The organism is Bacillus sp. LQ01 (assembly GCF_057624735.1).
In genome coordinates this window covers 133,587-152,732 of record NZ_JBYEZL010000005.1, presented here as the reverse complement: position 1 = coordinate 152,732, position 19,146 = coordinate 133,587, and the positions used below count along the sequence as shown (strand labels likewise).

Annotated in this window: 1 protein-coding gene; it reads left to right on the top strand. The window is 32.5% G+C overall.

All coding sequences use genetic code 11. The annotated features are described in order from the left end of the window. Positions 1–31: 31 nt before the first annotated feature. Positions 32–19,126 (top strand): non-ribosomal peptide synthetase, encoded by a 19,095-nt coding sequence (locus tag AC22L0_RS25150; protein WP_487272508.1) that lies wholly within the window; start codon positions 32–34, stop codon positions 19,124–19,126. Positions 19,127–19,146 lie beyond the last annotated feature (20 nt).

Below are 19,146 nucleotides of genomic sequence, written 5' to 3'. Positions count from 1 at the left end.
TCCGACGGAAACTATTTAGGGGGATAAATATATGAAAGTTAATAAAGTTGAGAAAATCTATCCATTGTCAAATATGCAAAAGGGGATACTGTTTCATGCTATTGAAGATAAAAATTCAGAAGCATATTTTGAACAAATTATATTAGATATAAAAGGTTATGTAGATGAAACTATTTTTGAGGAAAGTTTCAACGAGATTATGAAACGGCACGAAGTGTTAAGAGCATCATTTAATTATAAATTGGACGAGCCATTACATGTAATATTAAGGGATAGAAAAATTAAGTTTAGCTACAATGATGTAAGTAATTTAGATTTAAACACTAAAGATTTATATGTGGAAAAATATATAGTAGATGATAAGATGAAGGGCTTTGACCTAACAAAAGAAACCCTTATGAGAATTTGTTTGATCAAAACAAATGATAACTCATATAAAGTAATTTGGAGCTTTCATCATATATTACTTGATGGTTGGTGTATTGGGATTATATTAGATGAGTTATTTACTATCTATTCACATAAAATGAAAGGTGAAGAGCATCAATTAGAAGATCCTAGACCCTATAGTGATTATATAAATTGGCTAAATAATCAGGATAATGAAGAAGGATTGAAGTATTGGAGTAAGTATCTGGAGGGGTATGAGTTAACTGCTACCCTCCCTAAATTTAATAACTCTAGTGCTGGAAAGTATCAGAGAAGAGAAAAAGTGATAGAGTTTTCAAAAGAGTTAACTGATAAGATTACACAACTGGCAAATAAAAATAACGTCACCTTAAATACAGTGATGCAGAGTATTTGGGGGCTTATTCTAGCGAAGTATAACAATAGTGAGGATGTTGTTTTTGGAACAGTTGTCTCAGGCAGAGATGCAGCTGTAGAAGGTATAGAGAATATGTTAGGTTTATTTATAAATACAATACCAACTAGAATAAAGTTGCAAAGTGAAAAATCATTTAAAGAAGTTTTAAAAGCAACTCAACATGATGCAATAGAGGGTAATGATTATAATTATATTAATTTAGCCGAAGTTCAAGCTCTTAGCAACTTAAAAAGTAATCTTATTGATCATATATTAGTATTTGAAAATTATGCTATTGATGAAAAAGGATTGGAAGAAAAGGAAAGTGGATTAGGGTTCGAAGTTGTATCTGTAACCGACGAAGAGAGAAGTAATTATAGCCTAAGCCTTACTGTAGGAATAGGAGAGAAATTGAAACTAACAATTGTATATGATGAAAATGTATATGAAGAAAGACTAATCAATAATCTAGAGTGTCATATTCAAAATGTAACGAAGCAAGTTATCGAAAATGATGCTAAGAAATTGATCGATATAGATTTAATTTCAGAAGAGGAAAGAAACATCCTTCTTTATAAATTTAATGAAACAACCGTTGAATATCCTAAAGATAGGTTGATACATCAATTGTTTGAGGAACAGGTTGAGAAGACACCTGACCGTGTGGCAGTTAGCTTTAAAAGTAATAACCTAACTTATAGGGAATTAAATGAAAAATCAAATCAAATAGCTAGACTACTGCGAGAAAAAGGTGTTCAATCAAACACAATTGTAGGAATCATGGTCGACCGTTCTTTAGAAATGATTATAGGAATTATGGGGATTTTAAAATCCGGAGCGGCTTATTTACCAATTGATCCTGAGACTCCTAAAGAGAGAATTGACTACATGTTACAAGATAGTAATGTAAAATTTTTATTGACTCAAGATAGATGTATAAGTCAATTTAATTTGAATGTGGAGTTAATTAATTTAGATCAAGAGAATTTTTTAAGGCTAAGTACAGATAATTTGAATTTGATAAATCATTCAAGTGATACAGCTTATATCATTTATACTTCAGGATCAACAGGAACACCAAAAGGAGTAGTTATTCCGCATTATAGTGCAATTAGAGTAGTTAAGAATACAAATTATATTGAAATTAATGAGAATGATACGATACTACAACTTTCGAATTATGCTTTTGATGGGTCTATATTTGATATTTATGGTGCGCTTCTAAATGGTGCAAAGTTAATAATGGTTGAGAAGGACACTGTATTAAGTCTTGTTAAACTAGCTAAGTTAATAAAGGAAGAACAAATAAGTATTATGTTTATTACCACAGCTTTATTTAATGCGCTTGTAGATTTAGAAATAGATTGTTTAGATAAAATAAGAAAAATATTATTCGGTGGTGAAAGAGTTTCAGTTTCACATGTGAACAAAGCCCTTGAGAAATTGGGCAAAGATAAAATTATTCATGTTTATGGTCCAACTGAAAGCACGGTATATGCTACTTATTATTTTGTTAATGAAGTAACTGAGGTTATCCCAATAGGAAAACCGTTAGCAAATACTTCGGTTTTTGTAGTAGATAAAAATTCTAACCTGCTTCCACTTGGTGTGCCTGGAGAACTATGTATTTCTGGAGACGGATTAAGTAAAGGGTATTTAAATAACGAGAGATTAACAGTTCAGAAATTCGTTCCAAATCCGTTCATTCTAGGAGAGAGAATGTATCGAACAGGAGACCTTGTGAGAATGCTACCTGATGGAAATATTGAGTTTTTAGGAAGAATTGACCATCAAGTGAAAATTCGTGGTTTCAGGATTGAACTGGGTGAGATAGAGAGTCAACTTCTAAAACATAAGGAAGTAAAAGAAGCTGTTGTTATCGCAAGAGAAGATAGTAATAATCATCAATATTTATGTGCGTACTTTACTTCCGAATCATCGAAGGGCGAGACTAGGGTTCAAGAAATTCGAAAGTTTTTGGCAAAAGAGTTACCAGAGTATATGATTCCTGCTTTTTTTGTTCAGCTAGACAAGCTACCACTTACTACAAATGGGAAAGTGGATCGAAAGGCTTTACCAAGTCCTGATGAAAGTTCGGTTGCAGGAGTAGTAGAGTATGAGGCGCCAAGGAATACAGTCGAAGAAAAGCTTGTATCCATTTGGCAAGATATTTTAGATATAGAAAACATAGGAATTCAACACAACTTTTTTGAAATTGGAGGCCATTCACTGAAAGCGACTACGATGGTTTCTAGAATCCATAAGGAACTTATGGTGGAGCTACCTTTACGACAAATCTTCCAAACACCTACTATAAAAGGAATTGGAGAATATATTGACTCTACGAAAGAAAGTGTATATGCATCGATCAAAAAAGTAGAAGAACAGGATTATTATCCGCTCTCATCTGCCCAAAGAAGACTCTACATTTTAAACAAAATAGAGGGTAGCGGAGTATCTTATAATATGCCTTTCGCTATGAAAATAAAAGGTGATTTGGATGTTCATCAGCTTGAGAATGCATTCTATAAACTAATCGAAAGACATGAGGCCTTAAGAACTTCTTTCGTAATGGTAGATGGTGAACCAGTTCAAAAGATTGAAAAAGAGATAGATTTCCAAGTGACGTATAGAGAAATGGGTACCAATAAGCTAGATGATATAATCAATGGATTTGTTAAACCGTTTGATTTGGAGAAGACTCCTCTTTTACGGGTTGAAATTATACATGTCACAGATGATGAGCACGTGATGGTCCTAGATATGCACCATATCATTTCAGATGGAGTTTCAATGAACATTTTAAATAGAGAGCTCTGTAAACTGTATGAAGGGAAAGAGTTATCCCCATTGGACCTACAGTATAAAGATTATGCAGTATGGCAAAAAGACTTGTTTACTCAAGAGGAAATGAAGAAGCAAGAAGAATATTGGATAAATGTTTTTAAAGAAGAAGTACCTATTTTAAATATGCCAACAGATTATAAAAGGCCGCCGACACAAAGTGTTGAAGGGGCTCGAAGAAGTTTTGAAATAGATAGTGAGTTGACAAAGAACCTTAATAGAATTGCAAAAGAAAATGGGGTTACCATGTATATGCTTCTGTTAGCTGGATATACAACTTTACTTTCAAGATATACGGGTCAAGATGATATTGTGGTAGGATCTCCAATTGCAGGAAGAAGCCATCATGATTTTAAAAATATTGTCGGAATGTTTGTGAATACCCTTGCGATGAGAAATTATCCAAATGAAGATAAAACATTTCGTAATTATTTAAGAGAAGTAAAAGAAAATGCATTAAAGGCTTATGAAAATCAAGATTATCCTTTGGATGAACTGGTTGAAAAGCTGGACTTACAAAGAGATATGAGTAGAAGTGCATTATTTGATACGATGTTTGTGCTACAAAACTTAGATACCTCTAATGAAGAGATTAAAGGGTTAAGTTTTGAAACATATGATAGTGAACTTAATATAGCAAATTTTGATTTAACATTATCAGCAGTAGAAACTAATAACATCATAAAATTTGATTTAGAATATTGTACAAAATTGTTTAAGAAAGAGACAATAGCTAAAATATCAGAGCACTTTGTTAGTATTTTAAGAGAAATTACTAATAATCAGGAAGTTTGTTTAGGTCAAATAGATATGCTTTCGGGAGAAGAAAAGCACATTCTTTTGAATGAATTTAATGAAACTTATATGGATTATCTAAAGAATAAAACCATTTATCAATTATTTGAGGAGCAGGTAGAGAGAACTCCAAACAAGGTTGCCGTAGAATTTGAGGGGCAACAAGTTACTTATAAGGAGCTCAATGAAAAATCCAATCAAGTAGCTAGAGTACTTTATGATAAGGGTGTTCATCCAGAAATGATTGTAGGAATTATGGTGGAACGTTCTTTAGATATGATTGTCGGTATCATGGGTATATTAAAATCAGGGGCAGCGTATTTACCAATAGACCCTGAATATCCTGAAGAGCGAATTAAATATATGGTAGAAGATAGTAACGCAAAATGCGTATTAACGCAGACTCATTTATACGATAAACTTCATTTTATCAATAATGAATGTATAACTAAAATCTCAATTAATGATGAAACAATAAAAAATCAAGAGCAAATTAATATGGAAAGGCGTAATAATAGAAATGATTTAGCCTATGTCATTTATACGTCTGGTTCCACGGGTTTACCAAAAGGGGTGTTAGTGGGACATCATTCCTTAGTCAATTTATGTAATTGGTATGTAGATTTTCATAAAATAACAGAAAGAGATCGAATTACAAACTATTTGAAAGTCTCATTTGATGCATCTATTGGAGAAATTTTCCCTTGTTTAATCACCGGAGCTACTTTGCACGTTTTAGGCAAAGATATGAGGCTTGATCTAGATAAATTAAATGAATATATGAATAGTAAAGACATAACAGTTGCAACATTCCCATCTAAGGTAAGTGAACAATTTATATTACAAGATAATCATTCTTTAAGAATGTTAGTATCCGGTGGCGAAAAGTTAATTTTAAATAAGAATACTCGCTATCAACTTGTAAATGCCTACGGTCCAACCGAAAATACAGTAGTAACTACAAGTTTCTTAATGAATAACAATGATGATAATATTCCAATTGGAAAACCGGTGTATAATACTAAAGTTTATATAATAAATAAGTATAATCAGCTTTGTCCAATTGGAGTAACAGGAGAGTTATGTATATCTGGAGTTGGATTGGCAAGAGGTTATTTAAATAATCCAGCCTTAACTGCCGAGAAATTTGTGGGAAATCCTTTCGTCAGTGGAGAAAAAATGTATCGTACAGGTGATCTTGTAAGATGGATGCCTGATGGAAATGTTGAATTCATAGGAAGAATTGATCATCAAGTAAAAATACGTGGGTATAGAATAGAACTTGGTGAAATAGAGAGCCAGTTGTTAAAACATCAAGATATAAAAGAGGTCGTAGTAGTAGCAAAAGAGGATAAGAAAAATCATACGTATATAAGTGCTTATATTGTGTCTGAAAAAGCAATATCTTCAGCCAAGATAAGAGAATTTTTAGAAAAGGAACTTCCTGATTACATGATTCCCTCTTATTTTGTTCAACTTGACCAGTTACCACTTACATCAAACGATAAAGTGGATCGAAAAGCACTTCCAGAGCCAGATAGAAGTAGTCAATCAGGGGTAGAATATGAGGCACCAAGAAATGAAGTTGAAACACATCTTGTTGAGATTTGGAGGGATATCCTAGGCATAGAGGATATAGGGATAAATCATCATTTCTTTGTATCAGGTGGAGATTCTATTAAGGCTCTGCAAATTGTGTCCAGGTTGTCTAGAATAAATCTTAAGTTAGAAGTGAAAGATCTATTTGCAAACCCTAAAATTAAAGATCTTAGTAAGTATGTAAAAAAGCAAAACAAACGGTTAAAACCTTATGAAATAGTTACAGGAGAAGTAATATTATCTCCAATTCAAAAATGGTATTTTGAGAAAAATAAAGAAGAACTAGATCATTTTAATCAATCATTTATGCTGTTTAGGGAAGAGGGATTTGATCAAAAGAGAATAGAGAGAGTCTTTAATAAGATATTAGAGCAGCATGATGCCCTTAGAATGATTTATAGAGAAAATGATGGAGAGATCATTCAGTATAATAGAGGCTATAAGGATAACCTCTTTGATTTATACGTTCATGATGTTGAGGGAGTAGAGAATAAGGAAGAGAAAATATATGAATTAGCGACAAATATCCAAAAGAAATCTTCCATCAAAAATGGTAAACTCGTTAATCTTTGTTTATTTAAAACGAATCAAGGTGATCATCTGCTTATTACCATTCATCATCTTGTAGTAGATGGAGTATCATGGAGAATAATATTAGAAGATTTTGAAACTCTATATTCTCAGGATTTAAGAGGTGAGAAGTTAGACGTTGGATTCAAGACTGAATCCTTTAAAGAATTTTCCTCTAAGCTGAGGGAGTATGCTAGAAGCAATAAATTATTAAAGGAAAAAGAGTATTGGCAAGAGATAGCAAATACTGAGGTTGCATTTATACCTAGAAAAAAAGAGCTCAAAAGTGACACATTCGAAAATAGTAAAACAGTTAGTATTTCTTTAAATAAGGAAAAGACTATAAGTTTATTAAGAAAATCTAATAGGGCATACAATACAGAAATAAATGATATATTGTTAACTTCCTTATTATTAGGTGCTAGAGAGATAACAAGTGAAAATTGTATAAAAATAAATATGGAGGGACATGGAAGAGAAGATATCTTAGAAAATGTAGATATTAGTAGGACTGTAGGTTGGTTTACAACTATGTATCCAGTACTTATAGATTTAGGCAATGAGACCGATCTTGCTACTAATATAAAAATGGTAAAAGAAACTTTAAGGAAAATTCCTAACAAGGGAATCGGATTTGGTATACTAAAATATTTATCAAAAGAGAAGTATCTATTAAATGAACAAAAAGCACCAATTTCATTTAACTATTTAGGTGAAATGGATAATGATGTTAACAGAAATGAATTTTCTGAATCAAAATTTTCTTATGGGGAAACAATTGGAGGAAAGATTTCAAGAAATAATTCGATAGAAATCAATTCGATAATTATTAATAATGAATTGGTTATAAATACTACCTTTAATGAGCTAGAGTTTGATGAACTAACAATCAGGAAATTAAATGATAAGTTTAAAGAAAGTCTTGAAACTATAATTGATCATTGTGTTAGTCAAATAGAGGTGGAAAAAACGCCTTATGACTATGGGGATACTAAATTAACTCTAAGTGAACTTAAGGATATTAAAGAAAAGTATAAAGATTTCGAAATTGAAAAGATTTACCCGTTAGCAAATATGCAAAAAGGAATGCTGTTCCATGCTTTGGAAAACAAAAATTCAAAAGCATATTTTGAACAAACTGTCATGGATATAACAGGATACGTTGATGTAGAGATATTAAAAACAAGTTTTAATAAAATCATGCAAAGATACGAAATACTAAGAGCATCATTTGAATATGAAATAGTTGAGGAGCCTAGACAAATAATAATAGCGGATAGAGAAATAGGTTTTCAATATTGCGATATAAGTGAAAGAGGAACTATAGAAAAAGAGTTATTCATAAAAAATTATAGAGAAGAAGATACAGAAAAGGGATTTAACTTAAGTAAAGATACTTTAATGAGAGTATGTTTGATTAGAACAGATGAAAACTTATATAAATTGGTATGGAGTCATCACCATATTTTATTGGACGGTTGGTGTCTTGGAATCGTATTAGGTGAGTTATTCACTGTATATGGAAAATTAATAAATGGTGAAGAATATGAGTTAGAAGAAACGAAACCTTATAGCGATTATATAAAATGGCTGGAAGAGCAAGATAAAGAAGAAGGTAAAAGTTATTGGGAGCAATATTTAGATGGTTATGAAGAGAAAGCGCAAATACCAAAATTACAGATTACTAAGAATAATAGTGAGTATTTAAGAAGAGAAAAAGTAATTGAATTTTCGAACGAACTAACAAATAGGATTACACAGCTTGCTAATAGGAATAGCGTAACCTTTAATACAGTATTCCAGAGTATTTGGGGTATTATTTTGGCGAAGTATAATAATACAGACGAAGTAGTATTTGGAACTATTGTATCGGGAAGGGAAGCACCAGTAGACGGAATTGAAAAGATGATTGGTTTATTTATTAATGCCATTCCAACTAGAATAAACCTTGGAAAGAATCAGAAGTTTAAAGAGGTTTTAACGGTTGTACAGAGTGAAGCTATAGCTAGCAATAATTATAACTATATGAATTTAGCTGAAGTTCAAGCAATGAGTAAATTAAAGAATGATCTTATTGATCATATAATTGTGTTTGAGAACTATGCTGTTGATAAACGTATTGCTGGAAATGAAAAAATGGATATAGGTTTTGAGGTAGAAGATATACATGCAGAAGAGCAGAGCAATTATAGTTTTAGTATTGCTGCAACTCCAGGTGAGAAGTTAAATTTAGTTTTAACTTATGATGGCAATATTTATGATGACAAAATAATAGATAATATCGAAATGCACATTAAAAAAGTAACTGAACAAGTGATTGCAGATGAGAATAAGAAAATAAATGAAATAGACATAATTTCAGAAGAAGAAAGAACAACTTTATTGTATGAATTTAATGATACAAAAGTAGATTATCCAAAAGAGAAGACGATACATCAATTGTTCCAAGAACAGGTAGAAAGGACACCTGAAAATATTGCAGTTGTGTTTGAAAATCAACAATTGACTTATTGGGAACTTAACGAAAAATCTAATCAAGTCGCTACTCTGCTAAGAGAAAAAGGTGTGAAATCTAATACTGTGGTTGGTATTATGGTTGAACGTTCGATTGAAATGATAGTTGGTATGATGGCGATATTAAAAGCCGGGGGAGCATACCTTCCAATTGATCCTGAGTATCCAGAGGATAGAAGAAGATATATGTTAGAAGACAGTGGTATAGAAATATTGTTAAAACAAGAAAATAAACATGTAGATTATGATTTAACTTGTATTGATATAAATGTACAAAAGGTTAAGGATAGATTTACAGAAAACTTGCCTAGTCTAAATAAGTCCTCTGACATGGCTTATATAATATACACTTCAGGTTCAACAGGAAAACCAAAGGGTGTTATGGTGAATCATAAATCTATTCTCAATACGTTATGTTGGAGAATAGAATCATATCAATATAGTGAAAGTGATATTACGTTACAGATGCCTTCTTTCTCTTTTGACAGCTCTGTTGAAGATATTTTTACTACTTTGCTTTCTGGAGGTAAATTAATTTTAATAGAAGATATAAGAATGAATTTCAGTAAATTTATAAATATTATTCAAAATAATAAAGTAACTAATTTGTTAGCTGTTCCAAGCTATTATAATAATCTATTAAACACTATTGATAAGCCTTTAGTAGATTTGAGATTTGTGACAATTGCAGGTGAAGGTTTTAATGAAAATCTAATTACAAAACATTTTCAGAAAATGCCTCACGTAAAATTGTTTAATGAATATGGTCCAACAGAAAATAGTGTTTGTTCTACAATATGTGAATTAAAACAGGAAGATCAGAAGGTACTTATTGGTAAACCAATAAGTAATAACAGGGTTTATATCCTTGATATGGAAAATAATTTATTGCCATTAGGAGTTGCTGGTGAACTTTGTGTAAGTGGGGAAGGTTTGGCACGTGGTTATTTAAACAGACCAGAGCTCACAGCGGAGAAGTTTGTTCCAAATCCATTCATTCCAGGGGAAAGGATGTACCGGACAGGAGATCTTGCAAGGTTATTGCCTAATGGGAATATCGAATTTTTAGGTAGAATTGACCATCAAGTGAAAATTCGAGGTTTCAGGATTGAACTAGGTGAGGTAGAGAATCAACTTTTGAAGCAGAAAGAGATTAAAGAAGCCGTTGTCATCGCAAGAGAGGATAATAATGGTCAACCATATTTATGTGCTTATTTTACGTCTGAAACACGTAAGAAAGAATCCATATTACAAGAAATTCGGAAGGTTTTGGCGCAAGAGCTTCCAGAGTATATGATTCCTGCGTTTTTCGTTCAGTTGGATAAACTGCCACTTACAGCAAATGGAAAAGTGGACCGAAAGGCCTTACCAGAACCTGATGAAAGTGCAGTTGTGGGAGTAGAGTATGAGGCACCAAGGAATGAAGTCGAAGAAAGACTTGTATCCATTTGGCAGGAAATTTTAGGAGTGGAAAAAATCGGTATCAACCAGCACTTTTTTGAAATAGGAGGTCATTCTCTTAAAGCAACTACGATGGTTTCTAAAATCCATAAGGAACTTATGGTGGAGATACCTTTACGACAAATCTTCCAAACACCTACTATAAAAGGGATTGGAGAATTTATTGACTCTACAAAAGAAAGTGTATATGCATCGATCAAAAAAGTAGAAGAACAAGATTATTATCCACTTTCATCTGCACAAAAAAGACTCTATATTTTAAACAAAATAGAGGGTAGCGGAGTATCTTACAATATACCGTTCGCCATGAAGATAAAAGGTGATTTGGATGTTCAGCAACTTGAGAAGGCTTTCCATAAATTAATCGAAAGACATGAAGCTTTAAGAACTTCTTTTGTAATGGTAGATGGTGAACCAGTTCAAAAGATTGAAAAAGACATAGATTTCCAAGTGATGTATAGAGAAATGGGTACCAATAAGCTAGATGATATGATCAATGGATTTGTTAAACCGTTTGATTTGGAGAAGGCTCCTCTTTTACGGGTTGAAATCATACATGTTACAGATGATGAGCACGTGATTGTATTAGATATGCACCATATTATATCAGATGGTGTATCAATGGGGATCTTTACACAGGAATTAGCTGAGTTATACAACGGGAAAGAATTATCTCCATTAAGCATTCAATATAAAGATTATTCTGTATGGCAAAGAGAATTGTTTACTCAAGAAGAAATGAAAAAACAAGAAGAGTATTGGATGCATGTATTTAAAGAAGAAGTACCAGTACTAAATATGCCGACAGATTATAAAAGACCGCCAATTCAAAGTACAGAAGGTGACCTTGTACATTTTGAAATCGATAGTGACATATATGTTAATCTTAAGAAGATGGCGAAGGAACATGGTGTGACGCTGTATATGCTTCTGTTAGCGGGATACACAACACTGCTTTCAAAATATACGGGGCAAGAGGAAATCGTAGTGGGATCTCCAATCGCAGGAAGACCTCATGATGATTTGAAACAGATTATGGGTATTTTTGTTAATACTCTTGCAATGAGAAATTATCCAAAACGAGACGTTTCATTCCAAGATTATTTAAAAGAAGTTAAAGAGAATGCTTTAAAAGCCTATGAAAATCAGGATTATCCATTTGATGAATTAGTTGAAAAATTAGATTTAAAGAGAGATATGAGCAGAAGTGCTTTGTTTGATACAATGCTCGTCTTACAAAACTTTGACTATGATGATTTTGAAATACAAGGTTTAACTTTCTCACCATATCAAATGAAGGCGCATGTTTCTAAATTTGATTTAACACTTACCGCTGTTGAAGAAGAGCGTAGTATCAAATGTGTATTAAATTACAGAACTAAATTATTTAAGAAGGAAACTGTAGAAAGATTAGCTAAACATTTAATCCAGGTTTTTAAAGAAATTATTGAGAAGCCAGAACAAAGCATTCAGGATATTATGTTGCTTTCAGAAGAAGAAGTGCAGATGCTATTGCAGGATGATAAAGATACAAAAGCTGATTATCCGAAAGATAAAACAATTTCACAATTATTTGAGGAACAGGTGAAACGAACACCTCACCATGTAGCCGTGATATTTAAAAATCAGAAACTTACGTATCTGGAACTGAATGAAAGAGCGAATCAAATGGCAAGGTTGCTTCAAGAAAAAGGAGCAAAGCCAGGGATAACAGTAGGTATGTTAGTGGAAGAATCTCTTGAAATGATTATTGGAATTATGGCCGTATTAAAAGCAGGAGCGACTTACTTACCAATAGATCCTGAACAACTGGATAAAAGAACGAATGTCATTTTAAAGGATAGTAATGCTAGCCTATTGATAGTAAAAGGAGAAAGGAAAGAAACTCTCCAATTTAATGGAGAAATAATCTCCATGGAAGATGATTCTATAAAAGAGAGGGATACATCAAATTTATTAGTCAATTATAAATGGAATCATAATGCGTATATCATCTATACATCAGGTTCGACTGGTACACCTAAAGGTGTATGTGTTCAGCACAACAACGTTGTAAACTATATGACTTGGTTTACAAAGGAAGCGAATCTAAAAGAAACAGATAAGGCAATGTTAGTATCTTCCTATGCATTTGACTTGGGCTATACAAGTCTATATTCATCACTTTTAAATGGATGTGAACTGCATCTCGTTACAAAAGAAGTATATACTAATGCTCAGAAGGCATTACAGTATATAGAAGAACAAGGGATTTCTTATTTGAAATTAACACCGTCTCTCTTTAACGTCTTGGTGAATGATCCGAGTTTCTCAAATAATCAGAGCTGTAAAACTTTGAGATTAGTCGTGTTAGGTGGAGAGAAAATCAATCCAATAGATGTTGAAAAATTCTATACACATTACCCAAATCATGCGGTAATGAATCACTATGGACCTACAGAGGCGACAATTGGTTCGGTATATCAAGTTATTGAATATGATACAATGGCAGCTTTCAAAGAATGCCCTGTGATTGGAAGACCAATTCAGAATATGAAGGCTTACGTAGTGGATCAACAAATGAAACTTGTCCCAGAAGGTATTTATGGTGAATTATGCTTATCAGGAGATGGCGTAGCAAGTGGATATTTAAACAGAGCAGATTTGACAGAAGAAAAATTTGTTCAAAATCCGTTTGAACCAAATAAAAAAATGTATCGGACAGGGGATCTTGCTCGAAGACTATCAGATGGTAGAATTGAGCTTGCAGGTAGGATTGATGGTCAAGTGAAAATAAGAGGTTATCGAATTGAAACAGAAGAGATTAAGCGTCATTTAGTTAAACACGAACAAATTAAAGAAGCATTCGTGATTGATCGAGAAGGTCAGGACGGAAGAAGATATCTATGTGCATATATTACGTCCCAGAGGGACCTATCATTTGAAGAATTAAGAGCGTACTTAAAAGTAGAAATCCCTGAATACATGATTCCATCTTATTTTGTTCAGATGGAGCGTATTCCACTTACGGGAAATGGAAAAGTAGACGAAAAAGCCTTACCAGAGCCAGATGTGAGTAAGGGAGTAGATTATGAAAAACCAAGAAATCAGGTAGAAGAAAAACTTGTGAAGGTATGGGAAGATATATTAGGAGTCAAGCCAATTGGGATTAGCCATAACTTTTTTGCTTCGGGTGGAGATTCTATTAAAGCTTTACAAATTATCTCACGTTTATCACGAGAAGGTATCACGTTAGAGATGAAAGATCTATTTACCTATCCGGAAATCAAGTTTTTAAGCAACTATGTCAATATTGAGACAATACAAGAAGGCTCTTATGAAATTGAAACAGGAGATGTGTTGCTCACTCCAATTCAAAAAGCGTATTTTATGAATGGAAAAGAAGAAGTAAATCATTATAATCATGCAGTTATGTTGTATAGGAAAGATGGATTCCGTGAGGAAATGATAAAAGAAGTTATGGAAGTGATTTTTGTACATCATGACGCATTACGAATGATTTATAAAGAGGAGAATAATGAAGTACTTCAATTCAATCGAGAAGTGGAAAAAAATCAATTTGGTTTTAATGTTTATGACGTTTCGAGAGAAGATAATCCAGATGTGAAAATTCAAGAACTTGCGACAATATTACAGAAGAAAATTGATATACAAGAAGGACCTCTTGTAAATGTAGCACAGTTTAAGACGAATGTTGGAGACCATCTGTTACTTATTATTCATCACCTTGTGGTGGATGGAATCTCTTGGAGAATCCTATTTGAAGATTTTGTACTTGGATACAGCCAGCTAATGAAAGGCGAGCCAATAGCGTTTTATCCAAAAACGACTTCTTATAAAGAGTATGCTACTCAGCTCAACGAGTATGCTAAGAGTGCAAAAATCCTTAGAGAAAAGCAATATTGGGTGAACACATTAAAGGATAATGTTAACTTTTTAGAGAAAAAAGAGGAAGTTGGACTATTCCGATATGAGGATAGTGATACTTTTAGTACCGCTCTCGGAATAGAGGAAACAAGCCGATTGTTAAGAGAAACAAATCAAGCATATCATACTGAAATCAATGATTTACTGATTAGTGCTCTTTTAATAGCTACAAGGAGAGTAACTGGTGAAAATAAAATTAGGATTAGTCTAGAGGGCCATGGTAGAGAACGGATTATAAAAAATGTAGATATTAGCCGAACAGTTGGATGGTTTACAACCAAATATCCTGTATACATCAATTTAGGAGATGAAAAGGACCTTTCAATGACTATTAAAACAGTGAAAGAGTCTCTTAGAAGAATTCCGAATAAGGGAATAGGCTATGGGGTTTTAAAACAATTGAGTGGAGATCCAGATTTATGGAATATTGAACAGCCACCTATTTTGTTTAATTACTTAGGTCAAATGGATGCAGATCTCAATAATACAATCTTTTCTTCTTCTTGGATATCGGCAGGAGAGTCGATTGGAGGTAAACATACAAGAGAAACACCTATAGAAATGAATGCTATTGTCTTAGATGGAAAGCTCACTATTGATACGACTTATAATACAAAAGTATATGCAGAGGATGTCGTAGTGGAGTTTACAGAAGCTTTCAAGGCTGCTCTTCTTGATGTAATCCATCATTGCATTTCTAAGGAACAGGCTGAAAAAACACCATTTGACTATGGAGACAAAGAATTAAGCTTCGAACAACTAGAGGAAATCAAGGCGAAAAATAGGTGGGGAGAAATAGAAAAGATTTATCCATTAGCTAATATGCAACAGGGTATGCTATTCCATGCATTAGAAGATCCACAATCAGGTGCATACTTTGAACAACTTGTCATTGATGTCAAAGGGTTTATTGATGTCAACTTATTCGAGGAAAGCTTGAACGATATTATGAAAAGACATGAAATCCTTCGGACAGCAATTGAATATGAAATTACAGAACAACCAAAAAATGTAATTATAAAAGGTCGAAAGATTGGCTTTAGATACCGAGATATTAGACAGCAAGGAATAGATCAGCAAAAAGAAAGTATAACAACCTACATTGAACAAGATCGAGAAAAAGGTTTTGATTTTAGTAAAGATGTCTTAATTAGACTGGAACTTATTCAAACTGATGATAAGGCTTATACAATTATATGGAGTAATCATCACATCTTGTTCGATGGATGGGGCAGAGGTATTATTTTGGGAGAATTGTTCCATATCTATGGAAACAAACAAGTAGGACAGTATCCTAATTTAGAAGAGCCAAGACCATATAGTGATTATATTAGATGGTTAGGAGAACAGGAAAAAGAAGAGGGAATTCAATATTGGAAACAATATTTAGCAGGATATCAAAAACCCGCGAAAGTTCCATCGTTCAAAATTGATAGTACAAGAGAGTACCATGGACAAGAGACGCTCATTGAATTTTCAAGGGAACTTACGAAAAAAATGACTGAATTGGCTAATCAAAATAATGTTACGTTAAACACTGTGCTACAAACTTTATGGGGGATTATTTTAGCCAAGTATAATCATACAGACGATGTTGTATTCGGTTCTGTCGTTTCTGGTAGAGATGCCAAAGTAGCTGGAATTGAAAAAATGGTTGGATTATTCATTAATGCAATTCCAACGAGAATTAATATAAAAGAACAGAAGAGCTTTAAAAATATTTTAAAAGAGGTACAGCAACAAGCAATAGAAAGCCAAGCATACAACTATATGAATCTTTCAGATATACAGTCTCTTAGTGATTTAAAAAGGGATTTAATTGATCATGTAATGATTTTTGAGAATTATGCACTTGATGAACGTTTACTTCAGGAAGAAGAAAGTAAGAGTAGTTTCGTGTTTAAGGATATTAAAGGGATTGAACAAACCAACTATGGATTTACAATAGTTGTCGTTCCAGGTGAACAGCTTGTTCTCAAAATATCATATGATGGAAATCTCTATTCAGAAAAACTCATCCAGAACATAGCAAATCATCTGAAAAATGTTACGGACCAAGTTGTGCAGGATGAACATAAAAATGTGAATCAATTAGAAATCCTTTCAAAAGAAGAAAAGCATTATTTCTTGAATGAGTTTAATGAAACAAAGGCAGAGTATCCAAAAGAAAAAACAATTCATCGCTTATTTGAAGAACAGGTAGAACGGACTCCAAATAAGGTAGCTGTGGTATTTGATAAGCAGCAACTTACTTATAAAGAACTTAATGAAAAATCTAACCAAATAGCTAGGATACTCCAGAATAAAGGAGTTCAACCAGACACAGTTGTAGGTATCATGCTTGAACGTTCTCTAGAGATGATTATAGGAATTATGGGGATTTTAAAATCTGGAGCAGCATATTTACCAATAGATCCTGAATATCCTGAAGAACGAATTAAGTATATAGTAGAAGATAGTGGAACAAATATAATACTTACAAAAGGTAAAGATGCAGTGAGGTTAAGCAAAGAAATAGTATTTTTAGATGAAGAGTATAATCATTATTCTACTGAAAATATAAAAGTAACAAGTAATACTAACAATCTAGCTTATATGATTTATACTTCGGGTTCTACAGGTATGCCAAAGGGAACTATGCTTAAGCAACGAGGCCTAGTCAATTATATAACATGGGCAAATAAGGAATATGTCAAAGGAGAGGCCTTAGATTTTGCCTTATATTCATCTTTCTCATTTGACCTTACAATTACATCATTATTTACACCATTAATTTCTGGAAATAAAATAGTTATTTACAATAATGATGGGGATGAACCAATTATAAGAAAAATCTTTAAGGATAATAGAGTAGGTATAGTAAAATTGACACCATCCCATTTAAGATTGATAAGAGATATTGATAACAGCAATTCAAGTATAAAACGATTAATAGTGGGTGGAGAAGATTTAAAGACTGAGTTAGCAAGAGAGATTTCAAAAAGTTTCAATCATAATGTTGAAATCTATAATGAGTATGGTCCAACAGAAACAACAATTGGCTGTATGATTTATAAATATAGCCTTAATGACGATAAACACATATCGGTACCTATTGGGAAGCCAATTGATAATGTTCAAATTTATATATTGGATGATAATCAAAATATATTACCAGTAGGAATAGAAGGAGAACTTTATATAAGTGGAGATGGTGTTGCTACAGGTTATTTAAATAGACCTGAATTGACAGCAGAAAAATTTATATCAAATCCATATGTACCTGGAGCAAAGATGTATCGAACAGGGGATCTTGCAAGATGGTTGCCTAGTGGAAATATCGAATTTATAGGGAGAACTGACCATCAAGTAAAAATTCGTGGTTATAGAATTGAATTAGGAGAAATAGAGAATCAAATTCTAAAATTAGATAATATAAAAGAAACAAAAGTTGTTGCAAGAATAGACGGTGAGAATAGTCAGTATCTTTGTGCATATGTTGTTTTAGAGAATAAAGAAAAAGCAATTACTGTTACAGAGATGCGAAGATATTTATCAAAAGAACTTCCAAATTATATGATACCGGCATTTTTTACACAGCTTAAGGAATTACCGTTGACAACAAATGGTAAAATAGATATAAATTCATTACCAGCACCAGATGGAAATGTCAAATATGAATTAGAATACGAACCACCAAGAAATGATTTAGAAGAAAAAATTGTTAGAATATGGGAAGAAATTTTAAATATCAAAAAAATAGGTATGAATACTAATTTATTTGATATCGGAGCGAACTCTTTAAACGTTATGACATTTGTTTCAAGGATAGTTGCAGAGTTAAACTTTAGAGTACCGTTTAAAGATGTATTTGATAAACCTACAGTCCGAAGTTTTTCAGCGTTCTTAGAAGGCGCAAAAGAAATGTTAAAGGATTATACAGAGGATTGTATTCAACTTAGTAGCTCAACAAGCACCAATAAAAAACTATTTTGTTTCCCACCTGCTGCTTCAATAGGAATAGCATATATGGGGCTAGCAAAGCATATTGAGTCATATTCGGTTTACAGTTTTAATTTTATTAAATCTGAAAATAGAATTGCACAATATGTTAAAATAATAAAAGATATTCAATCAGAAGGACCGTACACATTAGTGGGATATTCAGCTGGTGGAATTCTTGCCTTCGATGTGGCAAAAGAATTGAATAGACAAGGTTTAGAAGTAGAAAATCTTATTCTTATTGATTCAAAATACCGTACGATTGTAGAACAGAATCTTTATACAGAGGAAGAGTGTAAGAGAGAGCTTCATGAAAAATTCAATCTGAAAAAATATAAAGATTTAGAGAAATTAGCTAGTGATTATTTGATAGAATTAATTATGAAGTCTTATATGTATGTACAGAGTACAACAACAAATGGTAGTATTGATGGAAATATAAGTTATATAAAATCAGTAAAAGAAAAAGAAGATGAAAATAATTTACTGTGGGAGAATGCTACTACGAAAAATTTCAGGATAATTCAAGGGTACGGAACCCATATGGAAATGTTATCAAATTCAAAGCTAGATATTCTTAAAAAGAATGCTAATATAATAAACGACATATTGGCGTTTGAAACAGTTTAATTTTTGATAATTGGCATTTC